The following is a 15,719-nucleotide window of genomic DNA, read 5'->3' as shown; positions in this document are numbered from 1 at the left end:
AAGATCGACGGTGGCCGCCAGCCTCACCACCGGCCGCGCGCTGCGCTACGCCAAGGGCTCCGCCCGCGGTCTCCTACACCAAGCCTTGGGACACGGCCACGAAGCTGTCGTCGCCCTCCCAGTACTTCGCGCCGATGCCGTTGATCTGGAACTGATCGACGCCCAGCAGGCGCCAGATCTTCTGCCAGGCGCGGAACTCGAACCCGAGACCCGGATGGCGCGTCAGCAGGTCCCACCCGTTGCGATGCGCGTGTAGGCACAAGGCCGACCGCCGGCGCAGAAAGGCCATCGCCCCTGGCCCGATGGAATTGATGTTCACAACCGCCGCATTGCCGCCCCGTGCCACGACGTGATCGTGGCGGCGCATCATTACGTCCGGGTCGGCCGATGACAGGCCGAAGGCATACATCACCTGTTTCCCGGTTCGCTGCGTATGGTCGCGGATGACCGCCATGATGGCATCGACCCGCGCCTCGAACGGGGAATAGGCGGGCGACATCATCTTTTCGTCGTCCTTGATGAAATCGACCCCTGCGTCACACAGGGTTCGGACGACCTCGGCCGTCTGGTCGGGCGTCAGCCCAAGCGAGGGCTTGATGATCGACGCGATGATCGGCCCCTCCGCGACCCCGGTCAGGCGGCGCGACCCGTCGATGCCGAATTGCGGCCCAGGATGGGCGGCAAAATCGGGCGTCAGATCAAAATCCAGCACCCGCATGCCGGTCAGACCGCGCGCCGCGAAGAGCCCCCCCGTCGTCACCGTCAGCAGCGCCGCGATGTCGCCGCCTATGCTGTCGGGCGAAAAGGCGATGGTCGCGCGGGCGCGCTGCACTGGACCTGTGCCTTCGGGCAGGGACGGGTGGGGCAGGGGTTCCAACATGGTCACCTGTTCAACGCGAGCGGCGTGGCGGGCGCGCAGGACGTCGGTCTCGCCCGGCAGGGCGGTAAATGTGCCGGTGGACTGGTCGGCCGCTATCTTCTCGGCCATGGCGCGCGGATCGCCCGGTGTTTCCAGCAGATAGGTGACGCGGATCATGAATGCTCCTGTGCGCGGAGGCCGCCGCCGTCGCGGATCCAGCCGAAGTAATCGGGGGAGCCCATCTGCCCGCCCTTCAAAGCGATCTCCAGCCCGTCATGGGGACCGTCGCCATAGGCGAGGCACAATGCCGCGCCGGGGATCGTGGGCGCCAGTGCGGTCAGGGCCGACAGGCCCAGTTGCCGCATCGCGTGTCCCGATGTGTCGCCCCCCGAGATCACTGCCCGCCGGATGTCCGACCCGCGCAGCACCCCGTCAAGGATGCGGCCCAGCCCCTCTCCGATACGTCGGGCGGCGGTGTCGGGCGCCATGCCGGCTGCCGCCAGCGCCGTTCGGAACACCCCAACCTGTGCGCCGTTATGCCCCGTCGCGGAGTGGACCAGCGGGCTGGCCCCGTCGTGCGCGGCGGTCAGGGCGGCGCGGGTCAGGCGCGCGACCTCGGCGTCCAGATCGTCGTCCGACCCACAGGCAGCGCGCGCGTCAAAGGGAAGCAGCGCAAACCCATGCTGCCCTGCCCAGTCCAATTGCACTGCCGTCACCGGAGAGACCGAGCCCGACACTGCCGCGATCTGTGCCACGCGTCCGGCGGAGGCGGGCGGGGACGGCGGGGGCAAGGTGCCGCTCTGCTGCCAGTGCCGGACCAGCGCGTATTCGACCGCTTGGCTGCCCGCGACCAGACCCAGGCGGGCGCGGTTTTCCCAGATCAGGGCGCCTGCCGCGGCCTCGGATACCGGGTCTATGCTGTCGATGGAGAGGATGCGTGCGCCTTGCGCCAAGGCCTCCTCCAGCCGGGCCTGAGAATCCGCCGCCAGCGCTTCCAAGTCGATCAGTGCGCCGGGCAGGTCGGTCTGCGCGGCAAGATGGGCCAGCAGGTCGGATTCAGCCATCGGCGTCGCAGGGTGATGGGCCATCACCGGGTGGCGGTCCAGCCGGAACACCCCCTGCGGGCTACCCGCGAACAGATGCCCGAAAGCCTGATAGCGCCGCATCGCGGGGGCCGCGGTCACCAGGGGCACTGCGCGCGACGGGCGCACCGACAGCCCCGCCGCGATGGCCGCGCCGATCGAGCCCATATGTGGCGACGAATCGAAGGTCGAGCAGATCTTGTAATGCAGGATCTGGGGCCGCAACGCCTCCAGCGCAGCGAAGAGCGGTGGCAGGTGTTCGGCCATCCAGGCAGGTCCATGCGCGCGGGCAGTCGTCGCCAGCCCCACCGCCGCACAATCTGTGAAACGCGCCAGCAGCGCGGCCGAGGGCGGTTCGGTGAACAGGACCGACTGCACGCCCGCAAAGGTCAGAACCTCCATCACGGCGGCCGCGCCGGTGAAATCGTCGCCCAGCCAGGCAAGCCGCAGATCGGTCATTCGCGTCCCCTCTTGACGTATCGGAATCATTATCACCTCATCATACCAGTTAGGCAAGTGATTGCAGAATGCCAAAGGAGACCGAAATGACCAAGGTGGCGCTGCTAGGGGCAGGCGGAAAGATGGGAGTGCGTCTGGCGACGAACTTGGCTCGGACCGATTTCGATGTGGCCCATGTCGAGGTGAGCCCTACCGGGCAGGCCCGCCTGAAGGCGGAGACCGGGTTGGACTGCGTGCCGCAGGACACCGCATTGGACGGCGCGCAGGTGGTGATCCTGGCAGTGCCGGACTCCGTTATTGGCAAGGTCGCTGCGGCCATCGTACCGACGCTGGCGCCGGGCACTGTGGTTGTGATCCTGGATGCAGCCGCGCCCTTCGCGGGACATTTGCCCGAGCGCGACGACATCACCTATTTCGTGACCCATCCCTGTCATCCACCGATCTGGAACGACGAGGACACGCCCGAAGGCCGGGCCGACCATTTCGGCGGGGTCGCGGCGAAACAGGGCGTGGTGAACGCGCTGATGCAAGGTCCCGAGGAGCACTATGATTTGGGCGAACGCATCGCAAAGGCGATTTATGCTCCCGTTGCGCGCAGCCACCGGGTCACGGTCAAGCAGATGGCCATGCTGGAGCCGGGCCTGTCAGAGACGGTCTGCGCCTCATTGATGGCCGTGATGCGCGAAGCATTGGACGAATGTGTTGCGCGCAGCGGCGTCAGCCACGAATGCGCCCGCGATTTCCTGCTGGGCCACATGAACATCCTGGGCGCGGTGCTGTTCAACGAACGCGAGGGCGCGTTCTCGGATGCATGCAATAAGGCCATCGAGTTCGGCAAGCCGATGCTGATGCGCGACGATTGGAAGCGCGTCTTTGACTGGGACGAGGTCGAAGCCAGCATCCATCGCATCACCTGACATCACGCGGCGGGCGGGGGAGCGTCCGCCGCGATCACCAACAAACGGGAGGAGACTGACAATGACCAAGATGATGACCGCCGCGTCGATGCTGGCCATGATGCTGGGCGCGGGACCGGCGCTGGCCCAGGCACAGGTAATGAACCTGGCCTTCACCCCGCCCGCCGACAGCCATTACGGCGACGCGGCGCGCGCCTTCGCCGACACCATCGCGGAGCTGTCCGACGGCGCGTTCGAGATCTCGCTGCGTCCGGCGGGCGCCTTGGGCGGCGAACGCGATGTGATCGAGGGGCTGCAGATCGGCACGGTCGAGCTGACGATCTCGTCGACTGGACCCATCGGCAATTTCGTCCCCGAGGTCTATGCACTGGATTTCCCGTTCCTGTTTAACGATTACGCCAGCGCTCACGCGGTCTTGGATGGTGAGATCGGACAGGAATTGCTGGCCAGCTTTCAGCCGCACGGCATCGTGGGCCTGGCTTGGGCCGAGAACGGGTTCCGGCACATCACCAACTCGGTCCGTCCGATCCGCGAACCGGCCGACATGGCAGGACTGAAGTTGCGCACGATGGAGAACGAAGTGCATATCGCGGCCTTCCGCGCCGCCGGTGCCGCGCCGACGCCGATGAGCTGGACCGAGGTGCTGACCTCGCTGCAGCAGGGCACCATCGACGGACAGGAAAACCCCATCCCGATCGTGACCGCGAACAACATGTGGGAGATACAGGACAACATCACCCTGACGGGCCATGTCTATTCGCCCGCCGTGGTGGCCATGTCCGCGATCCATTGGGACGGCCTGACCGAAGAGCAGCAGGGCTGGTTCGTGGAGGCCGCCCAAGCTGCCGCCGCCGCGTCCCGCGCGACAGTGGTGGAAAACGAGACCTCGGGCATCGCGATGATGAAGGAAAACGGCATGGAGGTGGTCGAGGATATCGACAAGGCCGCCTTTGCCGCCGCCGTGCAGCCCGCCTATGACGAATTCGCCGACCGCTATGCGCCCGAGTTGATCGCGCGCATCCGCGACGCGCAGAACTGAGGGCGTCCGGCGGGGCTGTCCGCGGCCCCGCCCCGATATCGAGGGCACCATCATGAAATATGTCGAAGCCTTTGCCGAAGGCGTCGTCCAGCTGGCCCATAATCTGGCGGCGCTGCTGCTGGCTGTAGCGACCGGGCTGGTCTTCTTCCAGGTCGTCACCCGGTTCGGTCTGGGCCATGCCGCAGGCTGGTCCGAGATTCTGGCCCGCGGGTTGATCATCTGGTCCACGCTGCTGGTCGCGGCGGCAGGCTTCCGGCTTGGCGCGATGATCCCCATCGATTTCATCCGCAGCCTGCTACCCCCGCGCGCGCAGATCTGGGTGATCCGGCTGGTGACCCTGCTGACGCTGGTCTTTCTGGCGGTGCTGGTCTGGCAGGGTTGGTCCATGACGCTACGGGTGCAGGCGCAGCGGGTTGCGATGATGGGCACCTCGATGAGCTGGTTCTATGCAGCGATCCCGTTGGGGGCGCTGATGGCCATTCCGGGCGTGCTACTGCGCCATGTCGATCAGGAAAGGGAACGCCCGTGAATTCCGCCCTCGCCGCGGCGCTTGTCGCCCTGTTCACGCTGTCGGTGCCGGTGGCGGTGTCCATCGGACTGGCCTCGATCATCGCCATCCATTTCTTCTCCAACCTGCCCTTGGTGGTGGTCCCGCAAAAGATGTTCACCGGGCTGGACAGCTTTCCGCTGATGGCGGTGCCGTTCTTCATCCTGGCGGGCGCGATCATGACCCAGGGGGGTATCTCGGCCCGACTGGTCGATCTTGTGAAATCCATGGTTGGCAACATCCAGGGCGGGCTTGCCAGAAGCTGCGTGCTGACCTGCATGCTGTTCGCGGCCATTTCCGGATCGTCGGTCGCCACGACTTTTGCGGTCGGATCGATCCTGATCCCGGCGATGCTGCGCCATGGCTATCCGGTAGGCATGGCCGGCGCGATCCAGGCGTCCTCAGCCGAACTAGGGGTGATCATCCCGCCATCGGTGCCGCTGATCCTTTACGCTGTGTCGACCGAGACCTCGATCACGCGGCTGTTTCTGGCAGGCATGGTGCCGGGCCTGATGATCGCGGCAGCGCTAGTCGTGATGGTCCAGATCTGGTGCCGCGTGAAAGGGCATGGCAAGCATGACGGCGAAGGGCGCCAGGCTATCCTGACCGCCGCGCGCCGCGCGTTCGGCGCGCTGATGATGCCGATCATCATCGTGGGCGGCATCTATGGCGGCGTCTTCACGCCAACCGAGGCCGCGGCCGTGTCAGTCATCTATGCGCTGATCCTGTCGATCGTCGTCTATCGCGAACTGTCCTGGTCGGACCTGCCGGGGATCTTCCGCGCAGCTGCGGTATCGTCAGGGGCGGTCATGCTGATCATCTCGGCGGCGGCTCTGTTCAGCTTCCTGATCAGCCTGTCGGGCCTGCCCGGCGCCGTGGGCACCTGGTCCCAGGAGAACTTCGGCAGCGCGCTGACCTTCCTTCTGGGCGTCAACCTGCTGCTGCTTGTCGTGGGCATGTTCATCGAGACCAGTGCCGCGATCCTCGTGCTGGCGCCGATCCTGACGCCGGTGGCGATCAGCTTTGGCATCGACCCGGTGCATTTCGGAATCGTCATCGTGGTGAACCTGGCGCTTGGGATGATCACGCCTCCTTTGGGAGTAAACCTGTTCGCGGCCGCCGCTGTAGCGCGGGTGCCGGTGCAGGCGCTGTTCACCTCGTTAGTCTGGCCGATCTGCACCGTTCTGGCAGCGCTGGCGGCGATCACCTACCTGCCGGTCATTTCCTTGGGCTTGGGGTGGTGGTTGATGCCATAAAGATCATCTCATCATACCTGTTGACTAGGATGTGAACTACTATCAGGCTTATCGTGTCAGGGAGGACCGGATCGCTACCCGGCTGGCACAGCAAAACAAGGGAGGACGTTATGAATTTGAAACGCCGGCTGAGGATATCGGCACTGGGACTGACCATGGCACTGGCGCTGCCGGGTCTTGCATCGGCCGAGGGGCTGATTGCGATCATCACCCCCAGCCACGACAACCCGTTCTTCAAGGCCGAGGCCGTGGGTGCGGAGGCGCGTGCGCAGGAACTGGGATACGAGACGGTCGTGATGGTCCATGACGACGATCCGAACAAGCAGTCCGAGCTGTTCAACACCGCCATCGCCCGCGGCGCCAAGGCGATCATTCTGGACAATGCCGGGGCCGACGCCACCGTCGCTGCCGTGCAATCCGCCAAGGATGCGGGCATTCCGTCCTTTTTGATCGACCGCGAGATCAAGGAAAGCGGCATCGCCGTCAGCCAGATCGTGTCCAACAACTATCAGGGCGCACAGCTGGGGGCCGAGGAGTTCGTCCGCCTGATGGGCGAAGAAGGACAGTACGCGGAGTTGCTGGGCCGCGAGGCGGACACCAACGCGGGCATCCGGTCGTCGGGCTATCACGACATCATAGACCAGTATCCCGATCTGGAGATGGTGGCCCAGCAAACCGCCAACTGGTCCCAGACCGAAGCATTCACCGTCATGGAAACGATGCTGCAGGCACATCCCGACATCAAGGGCGTTATTTCGGGCAACGATACGATGGCGATGGGTGCCTGGGCCGCGCTGGAAGCCGCGGGCCGCACTGACGTGATCGTGGTGGGGTTCGACGGATCGAATGACGTGCGCGACTCCATCAAGGCAGGTGGCATCAAGGCGACCGTCCTGCAACCCGCCTACCGGCAGGCGCAGCTGGCGGTCGAGCAGGCCGATCAGTACCTGCGCACCGGCGAGACTGGGCTGGACGGAAAGCAACTGATGGATTGCGTGCTGATCAATGCCGACAACGCCGATCAGCTGGAAACCTTCGCCCTGGCCGAATGAGGCCCTGCGGGTTTGGCCCCGTGCCAAACCCGTTCCCGTCCCAAAGGATCTGTCGATGACACCTGCATGGACCGCCTTGATGGTCTGCGCGCTGGCGCTGTTGCCCGGCTGCAAGATCGTTCCCAACCCCGATCCCACCACTGCTGAAGCAGAAGCGCCGATGGACGACGACCAGCGCATGGCGGCGAGGGCTACGCAGATCTTCGACGAGGAACTGCCCCCCTATGTTCAGGATCGTACCGTCGGCGCGTCCGATCTGCGCGCGATCCTAGCGCAAGGGCTGGACGCTGCAGGTGAAGCGCACGGGATCCGTCCGGCGTCAGAGGGAAGCCCCTGGAACTTCATCGTGCAAGCCGATGGTGTCGTGGTCGGGGCTGACCGGGAAGCCCGCGCCGCCACCCTGACGCTGGATACCGATGCGGACGGGCAGGGGGACCTGACGGTTCAACTGGGCCCGGTCATCCGCGGCACCGCCCTGCGCGATGCGCTGGACTTCCTGGTGTTCACGGATTTTCGCGATCAGATCGAATTCGCCAAGCTGGCCCGTGCCCTGAACGATCAGGCCCATCAGCGCCTTGTTCTGCCGGACGCAGATTTGACCGGACGGCGCCTGTCGGTCACGGGCGCGATGACCCTGCCTGCCGCCGACGCCCCCTGGGTCATGGTGCCGACCGCCCTGGTCGCGCCATGACCGTGGGCCTGCAGATCCGCGGCGGCACCAAGGTCTATCCCGGCACCAAGGCGCTGAAGGGGGTGGATTTCGACCTGCACCTTGGCGCCGTCAACGTGCTAGTTGGCGAGAATGGTGCCGGAAAATCGACGATGATGAAGGTCATCGCCGGGGTCGAGCAGCTGACCGACGGCCACGTCCTGATCGACGGTCAGCCCGTGCGGCTGAACGGCCCTGACGACGCCCGCCGCCACGGCATCGGGATCGTCTTTCAGGAATTGAACCTGTTTCCCAACCTGACGGTCGCCGAGAACATCTTCATGGGCCGCGAATGCACCCGCGCGGGCATCGACATCAACCGTGGCGAACAACGGGCGCACACGCGCGCGCTGATGGCGCGACTGGAACAGGACATAAACCCGAACACCCTGCTGGGCGATCTGCGCGTGGGCCAGCAGCAGATCGTCGAGATCGCCAAAAGCCTGGCACGCGACGCGCGCATCCTGATCCTGGATGAACCCACCAGTGCCCTGTCCGCCACCGAGGTGGAGATCCTGTTCCGGGTCATCGGCGATCTGCGCCGGCAGGGCGTGGGGATCGTCTATATCTCTCACCGGCTGGAGGAGTTGCTGCGGATCGGCGACCACATCACCGTCCTGCGCGACGGGCGCATCACCGGCGCGCGGTCGATGCAGGGCGTGGATCTGGACTGGATCGTGCGCGCAATGATCGGAGAGGCCAGCAAGGACTATGCCAAGGCCACGGATCATCCCTTTGGCAAGGAGGTGTTCCGCGCCGAGGACGTCTGCCTGTCGCGCCCCGGCGGCATGGCTGTGGACCATGTCAGCCTGTCGCTGCGCGCGGGCGAGATCCTGGGGGTCTACGGGCTTATGGGCGCGGGGCGCAGTGAGTTTCTGGAATGCGTCATCGGCCGCCACCGTCATGCGACAGGCCGCCTTTACGTCGAGGGTCGCCCGTTGACGGCGCGCAGCATCTCCGGGCGCATCGCCCAAGGCATCGCCCTGATCCCCGAGGACCGCAAGAATGACGGATTGGTCCAGATCCTGTCGATCCGCGAGAACATGACCCTGTCCACTCTGGGACAGGTCACCACGGCGGGGATCCACATGAACCTTGGCGCAGAGCGCCGCCGCGTCGGTGACTTCGTCAAGCGGCTGGTGGTCAAGATCGCCTCCATGGACAATCCGGTATCGTCGCTTTCGGGCGGCAACCAGCAGAAGGTCGTGATCGGCAAGGCGTTGATGACGCGGCCCAAGGTCCTGCTGATGGACGAGCCGTCACGCGGCATCGACATCGGCGCCAAAGCCGAAGTGTTCCGCACCATGCGCGACCTAGCGGCGCAGGGGCTGGGGATCGTCTTCGTCACCTCGGACCTGGAGGAGCTGATGGCCCTGTCCGATCTTATCGTCGTCATGTCCAACGGCCGTATCACAGGCCGGTTTGAACGCCACGACGCCACCGAAACCGCCCTTGTCGCCGCCTCGGCCAAGGGACACAGCCTCAGGGAACCTGCCGCATGAGCGCTATCGCATCCACCGCGCGCCCCGCGCCACAGACTACGCAGATGCTGCTGGTGGTCCTCAAGGCCCGGACCTTCATCGCGTTGATCCTGGTGTTCGCGTTCTTCGCGTTCGCTGCACCGAACTTCCTATCGACCGCGAATATGGTCATCATGTCCAAGCACGTCGCACTGAACGCGTTTCTGGCCATCGGGATGACATTCGTCATCATTTCGGGCGGGATCGACCTGTCGGTCGGATCGATCGTGGGCCTGTGCGGCATGGTCGCGGGCTATTTGATCCTGAACGGGATCGACATCGGCCTGGGATGGACGATGCAGTTCAACACGATCGAGATCTGCCTGATCGTCATGGTGGTGGGGATCGCCATTGGTGCGGTCAACGGCATGCTGATCACCAAGTTGAACGTGGCGCCCTTCATCGCCACGTTGGGAACGCTTTATGTCTGTCGCGGCGCGGCGATGCTGTTTTCCGACGGTCGCACCTTTCCGAACCTGTCCGGGAACGTGGAATACGGGTCCGACACGTTCCGCCTGATCGGCGCGGGAACATGGGCGGGGGTGCCCATCACCATCTGGATGCTGATCGCCGTGGCCGTACTGGCGGCATACATCGCCGGGCGCACGCCCTTGGGGCGCTATATCTATGCGGTGGGCGGCAACGAACGCGGCGCGGCGCTGTCGGGTGTCAAGGTCAACCGGATCAAGCTGTTCGTCTACATGTTCAGCGGACTATGCGCGGCGCTGGTGGGCCTGATCATCAGCTCGCAGCTTGTGGCGGCCCATCCCGCCACGGGCCAGTCGTTCGAGCTGAACGCCATTGCGGCAGCAGTTCTGGGCGGCACGTCGATGTCCGGCGGGCGCGGCCGGATCGGCGGCACGATCGTAGGCGCGTTCGTCATCGGCGTGCTGTCGGACGGGCTGGTGATGATGGGCGTGTCGTCGTTCTGGCAGACTGTCATCAAGGGGCTGGTCATCATCGCCGCGGTCGTGGTCGATCAGGCGCAACAGAAACTTCAGGCCCGCGTGGCACTGCAGGCAGAGGCGGGGGTGTGACATGCTGAACGGCGCACTGATCGGCTGCGGGTTTTTCGCCCAAAACCAGTTGCACGCCTGGAGCGACATCGCGGGCGTGCGGATCGTGGCCCTGTGCGACCGCGACGCTGTGCGGCTGGCCGAAACGGCGGCGCTGTTCGGCATCACGCGGACATATGCGGATGCCGACGCGATGCTGGCCGACGGGGGGTTGGACTTCGTCGATATCGCCACGACCGTCGCGTCGCACAGGCCGCTGGTCCAGGCGGCGGCGGCGGCGGGGCTGCATGCGATCTGCCAGAAGCCCTTTGCCGAGACGATGGAAGACGCACATGCCATGGTCGACGCCATGAATGCCGCGAAACGCACCCTGATGGTCCACGAGAATTTCCGCTGGCAATCGCCCGTGCGCGCCGCCATCGACACCTTGCGGAGTGGAGCGATCGGGCGGCCATTCTTCGGACGTTTCAGCTTTCGGTCGGGATACGACGTGTTCTCGGGGCAGCCCTATCTGGCGACCGACCCGCGGTTCATCATCCAGGACCTGGGTATTCATGTGCTGGACATCGCCCGCGCCGCCCTGGGGGACGTCACCCACCTTGCCGCCTCGACCGCGCGCATCAATCCCGCGATCCGGGGAGAAGATGTGGCGACGATCCTTTTGGATCATGCCGGGGGCGCGACGTCAGTGGTCGATTGCTCCTATGCCACGCGTCGCGTCCCCGACACCTTTCCCCAGACCCTGATGGAGGTCGACGGCACCGGAGGATCCTTGCGACTGGAGGCCGGATACCGGCTGGTCATCGACCGGGGCGGAGTTCAGGACATCCGCGACGTCTCTCCGCCGGTGCTGGATTGGGCCGAACGCCCTTGGCACAACATCCAGAAAAGCGTGCGGATCATCCAACAGCATTTCGTCGATTGCCTGCGTCAGGATCGCATGCCCGAAACGTCGGGGCAGGACAACCTCAGGACGCTGGCACTGGTCGAGGCCGCCTATGCCTCTGCCCGCGATGGACTGAGGGTCAGGATGTGAGCAGGCACGCGCACTATGGCACCGCCGCGGCGCAGCATCTGACGGTCGGCGCGGTTCAGGCAACCTTGCAGGACGGCCACCTGCGCCACCTGCACGTCGACGGGATGAGGTGATCCGCGACGTGGCGTTCCTTGTGCGCGATCGGGATTGGGGCACCGTATCGCCCCAATCCGAGGGTGTTCGGATCCAGCGGACCGCCGAGGGGCTGCATGTCTCGTGGCGGTCGCGATACGACATGGATGGCCAGATCACGGCGGTGATCGCGCTGGATCTGACGGCTGAGGGCATGGACCTCACCGCCACCGCCCATAGTCGCGGCGAGGTCTGGACCAACCGGACCGGCATCACGGTCCTGCATCCGATCATCGGCGTTGCAGGTGCGCCGGTCGTGGTCGATCACACGGACGGTCGTCGCACGATGGGGCGGTTTCCCGACCTGATCGACCCTTGGCAACCGTTCAAGGACATTGCAGCCCTGACCCATCGGGCAGGGCCGTGGAATGTCACGTGTCGCATGTCCGGCGACGTGTTCGAGATGGAGGACCAGCGCCAGTGGGGTGATGCGTCGTTCAAGACCTACAACCGACCGCTGGCTTTGCCATGGCCCTATCGGTTGTCCGAAGCCGAGCCAGTCGTCCAGTCTGTCAGTATTCGGTGGCACCGCCAGTCCGGAGAGCAGCCCGCGGCAGCAAAGATGCAAGGTGTCTCCAACCCGCGGTTTCCGCAGACGGCTCTGCTGGTCACGGCGGCGCAGGCACGGCGCGCCGCGTCAGTGCCGACGATGCTGCAACGTATCGCGCCCCAACGGCTGCTGTGTCACGTTGATGCCGGCACAGGTCCGATCGACGATGACCTTTGCGCCTACGCGGCGCTGCAGGCAGTCTGTCCCGAGATCGCGTATGATCTGGAACTAATCGCCGCCTGCCCGCCGGGGAGCGATCTAACCCGGGAATTCGCCGCCTATGCCGCTGCGGTGAAACGGTCTGGGCTGCGGGCATCGTCCGTGATGGTCGTTCCGCAGGTGGATCGGTCATCGGTTCCACCCGGGTCGGATTGGCCGGACTGTCCGGCGCTGTCAGACATCTATGCCGCGGCAAGACAGGCCTTTCCGTGTCTGCCCCTTGGCGGTGGTTCGGCCACGTTCTTCCCCGAACTGAACCGCAAGCGGCCGCCGGTCGGACAGCTGGATTTCATTGCCCACGGCCTGTGCCCGATAGTGCATGCCGCCGACGACGTCGCGGTGATGGAGACGTTGCAGGCGGTGCCGCAGATCCTGACGTCGGGTACAGCGATCGCGGCAGGTGCAGCTTACCGGTTGGGGCCTTCGACGTTGGCTATGCGTCACAACCCCTACGGCGCGCGGACCATGTCCAATCCTGACCGGCTGCGCCTGTGCATGGCCGATGACGACCCCCGTCAGGACGGCGCCTTTGCCGCCGCATGGACCTACGGTCTGGCGGTCACCATCGCGCAGGCCGGACTGGAGGTCTGGACCCCGGCCGAGCTGTATGGCCCGCGCGGTCTGATCGACGACACCGACAGCCCGCGGCCCGTTGCGGACGTGGTGACGGCCTTGGCCGCATGGGAAGGCCAGCTGGTCGGACACACCCGGATCGCGGACGGGCTTGCCGTGATGGAGATCGGAGAGGCGCACCTGATCGCAAACCTGTCGCCTGATCCCGCCCCCGCGCCCCAGGGGGACGCCTTGCCGGGATACGGCTGGCGTTTTCAGTGACGGGGGGATTTTCACCTGCCCGCAACGACCGTATGGTTTCGGTCCGTGCAAGAAGAGGGCAGCGATGAAAAAAGACCCAACCGCCGCGCCCGATAGGATCGTGCGGCGCAAACTGTCCGACCAGATGTTCGATCGCCTGCGCGACCTGATGGCCAGCGGAGAGCTGCCACCGGGCGCACCCATGCCCTCAGAGCGCGACCTGATGGCACGGTTCGGCGTCGGCCGCCCCGCAGTCCGAGAAGCGCTGCAGCACATGCACACGATGGGCCTGATCACTATCAGTCACGGAGAGCGCAGCCGGGTCAACGAACTGAGCGCGGACAGCGTGCTCAGCCGGGTTGACGACGTGGCCAAGATGCTGCTGTCATCGGAGCCCGATCAGCTGGATCACCTTAAGCAGGCCCGTCGGATGTTCGAATGCGGTCTTGTCCGTGAGGCGGCGCAGCGGGCAACACCGGCCGATATCGCCGATCTGCGCGACCTGATCGACCGTCAGCGCGCCGTGACACAGGATGCGCAGACATTCGTGTCCCTCGACATGGCGTTCCACACACGCATCGCGGCGATCTCTGGCAACCCGATCCTGACGGCCACCAGCCAGTCCATGCTGCGCTGGCTGTTCCAGTATCACGGCATCCTGCTGCACTGGTCTGGCAACGAAGAGATCACCCTGACCGAGCATCAGCAGATCACCGACCGGATAGCGGCCGCTGATCCCGAAGGGGCGGTACGGATGATGCAGGCGCATCTTGACCGGTCTACCGACCTTTATTTCCACAGCAACGGTCAAGGAGGGTCGCAGACGTAGTGCCACTGTTGCGTAGCCCCTAACGACTTGATGATGTCGGCAGCGAGGGTTCTGGTGTTATTCGGGTTGCCCATAGGGTCGGGAACATCGACTTCGATGCTGCGAGCAATCTGGCGAAGCACGGGCAGGGCTTGCGGGCAACCTCGGCGCACCAGGACTGCTCCTTCTCGAACCACTGCTGTGCTTCAGCCAGCGAGCGGATGATCTGAATCTGGCTGAGGCTCATGGGATTAGGCTCTGCTATGGTGCGGCGTGCCACCTGGTCATGATACTGCACCGTTTACGCGCGCCACCAGCTGCTGGAGCCTTTCGTCGTTCCAGCCGAAGCCCTTCGGGCTTCCCAGCCCGGACAGGTGAGGTACGGCGATCACCTGCGAGCCGGTTCTCATTTGACCGAGCAGGGAGATCGCCTTCGATCCATGTGCAACGACGACAGCCGGCCGGATCTGTTCAAGCAGCATTTCAAAGACGGCAGTGCTTCTGTCCGCGCGTGTCAGGTGCTTGCCGCTCCCAGCCTCAACGCACCAGATGTTTGTCTCGAGAACAGGTGCACTGATGAGGTCGGCCAGACGCTCGATCCGCTTTCTGGTGGGGCTCAATGCATTTTTGGCAAGGTAGCGCTCGCGCCACGCGGCGCGGTTCATGCCGTCATCATCCGACCAGTAGCGCCAGAAATTGGCAGTCTCCCTGGCCGGGTTCTGGCCGACAATAAACACGCGACATGCCAGGGGTGACCCGGTGCAGACAAAGGGGCGACCCGAGCACGGGTCGCCTACAAGCAATTTCAGCCGAGCAGCAAACTCGGCTAATTCCCCGCCGGTGTGGCCGGTAGTCTTCATACCAACCGAAGGTCGATCGCGCTGGTCTTGCCGCCGCGACCTGTTTCCAGGTCGTAGGACACGGCTGCCCCGTCTTTCAGGGTCTGCAAACCAGCGCGCTCAACGGCCGAGATGTGGACGAAGACATCCTGCGCGCCGCCCTCCGGTTGGATGAAGCCAAAGCCTTTGTCCGCATTGAACCACTTGACCGTTCCTCTGGGCATTTCATTCTCCAAGACGATTTCTGATGCGGCGACATTCGGCGATCACGTGCGATCCGGCAAGCCACCGATTTGGCCGCCGGTTCGAACCGAGGCGTCGCGAACTGCGATTGATGCCAGAGCGGATGGATTTGGGGCGGGCGACCGACCGCATCTAGACGCGCAAGGACTTCGGACAATGGTGGAAGATCCAGAGTCCGAAGTTTGCCTCAAACGGCGGAGAATCCTACCTTCAGATCGGAAGCGTCGACACGCGTCGGTGTTCTAAAGGATGCTTATATGTCGGCCTTGATAGCGGACGGTTTCGGAACATCTGTTGAGGGAAAATGCCCCGCTCAGCTGGAGGGAGTTGCCGAGCGGGGTCTTCGCGGCCTCCTGAACCTGATCGGTGGGGGTCGGTTTAGGTTGGTCTTGCGTCATGACATGATCCTCCTGCACCTTAACCGCTGGCCGGATCCGGTGTTCCGCAAAGTGGTCTGCTTTATCTGACTAATATCGCAACATCTGCCCGGTATCTTTCTACATGTTCTATCCCGGATGATCACGTAGACCCTCGCCGGACCGCGCTCTTCGTGGCAAGATCGATCCTGGGCGAGCTTCGGGACGGGAGGCGAGGATGCTGATTTCTCTTCACAAGCAGGCAGC

The 15,719-nt window shown here is 64.6% G+C and carries 15 protein-coding genes; 11 read left to right on the top strand and 4 right to left on the bottom strand.

Features of this window, described 5'->3' with window-relative positions; all coding sequences use genetic code 11:
* Positions 1-73: 73 nt before the first annotated feature.
* Both ABS73_RS16200 and ABS73_RS16195 read right to left on the bottom strand, forming a co-directional pair.
* A complete protein-coding gene (locus ABS73_RS16200) occupies positions 74-1,036 on the bottom strand; it encodes a RuBisCO large subunit C-terminal-like domain-containing protein (protein WP_277024644.1) in 963 nt (320 codons plus the stop codon).
* Positions 1,033-2,400: a four-carbon acid sugar kinase family protein gene (locus tag ABS73_RS16195; RefSeq protein WP_277024640.1), complete on the bottom strand. Its 1,368-nt coding sequence runs from the start codon at positions 2,398-2,400 to the stop codon at positions 1,033-1,035. The genes ABS73_RS16200 and ABS73_RS16195 overlap by 4 nt, the downstream gene beginning before the upstream one ends.
* Positions 2,401-2,486: 86 nt before the next feature.
* Between ABS73_RS16195 and ABS73_RS16190 the strand changes: the two genes are divergently transcribed.
* From ABS73_RS16190 to ABS73_RS16140, 11 genes are all read left to right on the top strand, one after another.
* Positions 2,487-3,317: a phosphogluconate dehydrogenase C-terminal domain-containing protein gene (locus ABS73_RS16190; RefSeq protein WP_277024638.1), complete on the top strand. Its 831-nt coding sequence runs from the start codon at positions 2,487-2,489 to the stop codon at positions 3,315-3,317.
* Between the two features lie 61 nt (positions 3,318-3,378).
* Positions 3,379-4,356, top strand: coding sequence for a TRAP transporter substrate-binding protein (locus ABS73_RS16185; RefSeq protein ID WP_277024636.1), 978 nt, complete (start codon positions 3,379-3,381; stop codon positions 4,354-4,356).
* A gap of 52 nt (positions 4,357-4,408) precedes the next feature.
* Positions 4,409-4,885, top strand: a complete 477-nt coding sequence (locus ABS73_RS16180; RefSeq protein WP_277024634.1) for a TRAP transporter small permease — start codon at positions 4,409-4,411, stop codon at positions 4,883-4,885.
* Positions 4,882-6,159 (top strand): TRAP transporter large permease, encoded by a 1,278-nt coding sequence (locus tag ABS73_RS16175; RefSeq protein ID WP_277024632.1) that lies wholly within the window; start codon positions 4,882-4,884, stop codon positions 6,157-6,159. The genes ABS73_RS16180 and ABS73_RS16175 overlap by 4 nt, the downstream gene beginning before the upstream one ends.
* A gap of 110 nt (positions 6,160-6,269) precedes the next feature.
* The gene (locus tag ABS73_RS16170) at positions 6,270-7,211 is read left to right on the top strand and encodes a D-ribose ABC transporter substrate-binding protein (RefSeq protein ID WP_277024631.1); all 942 of its coding nucleotides are present in this window, start codon (positions 6,270-6,272) and stop codon (positions 7,209-7,211) included.
* Positions 7,212-7,290: 79 nt separating this feature from the next.
* Entirely contained in the window at positions 7,291-7,902 is a 612-nt protein-coding gene (locus tag ABS73_RS16165; RefSeq protein ID WP_277024629.1) for a DUF2291 family protein, read from the top strand.
* Positions 7,899-9,422: a sugar ABC transporter ATP-binding protein gene (locus tag ABS73_RS16160; protein WP_277024628.1), complete on the top strand. Its 1,524-nt coding sequence runs from the start codon at positions 7,899-7,901 to the stop codon at positions 9,420-9,422. The genes ABS73_RS16165 and ABS73_RS16160 overlap by 4 nt, the downstream gene beginning before the upstream one ends.
* Complete coding sequence (locus ABS73_RS16155; protein ID WP_277024626.1) at positions 9,419-10,477, top strand: ABC transporter permease; 1,059 nt, start codon at positions 9,419-9,421, stop codon at positions 10,475-10,477. Before ABS73_RS16160 ends, ABS73_RS16155 begins: the two co-directional genes overlap by 4 nt.
* 1 nt (position 10,478) lies before the next feature.
* Entirely contained in the window at positions 10,479-11,492 is a 1,014-nt protein-coding gene (locus ABS73_RS16150) for a Gfo/Idh/MocA family protein (protein ID WP_277024624.1), read from the top strand.
* A 109-nt stretch (positions 11,493-11,601) separates the two neighbouring features.
* Positions 11,602-13,227, top strand: a complete 1,626-nt coding sequence (locus ABS73_RS16145; RefSeq protein WP_286693558.1) for a D-apionate lactonase family protein — start codon at positions 11,602-11,604, stop codon at positions 13,225-13,227.
* A 64-nt stretch (positions 13,228-13,291) separates the two neighbouring features.
* Positions 13,292-14,035 carry a transcriptional regulator NanR gene (locus tag ABS73_RS16140; protein ID WP_277024619.1) on the top strand — a complete coding sequence of 248 codons (744 nt, stop codon included), beginning with the start codon at positions 13,292-13,294 and terminating at the stop codon, positions 14,033-14,035.
* A 263-nt stretch (positions 14,036-14,298) separates the two neighbouring features.
* Here ABS73_RS16140 and ABS73_RS16135 read toward each other — a convergent pair whose 3' ends face one another.
* Both ABS73_RS16135 and ABS73_RS16130 read right to left on the bottom strand, forming a co-directional pair.
* Positions 14,299-14,874, bottom strand: coding sequence for a uracil-DNA glycosylase family protein (locus tag ABS73_RS16135; protein ID WP_338118618.1), 576 nt, complete (start codon positions 14,872-14,874; stop codon positions 14,299-14,301).
* Positions 14,871-15,077, bottom strand: a complete 207-nt coding sequence (locus ABS73_RS16130) for a cold-shock protein (protein ID WP_277024645.1) — start codon at positions 15,075-15,077, stop codon at positions 14,871-14,873. Before ABS73_RS16130 ends, ABS73_RS16135 begins: the two co-directional genes overlap by 4 nt.
* Between the last annotated feature and the right edge of the window lie 642 nt (positions 15,078-15,719).

This window comes from Paracoccus sp. SCN 68-21 (assembly GCF_001724535.1).
Taxonomy (GTDB): Bacteria; Pseudomonadota; Alphaproteobacteria; order Rhodobacterales; family Rhodobacteraceae; genus Paracoccus; species Paracoccus hibiscisoli.
Note: the sequence above shows the minus strand (reverse complement) of the source record. Positions and strands in the feature narration are given on the sequence as shown.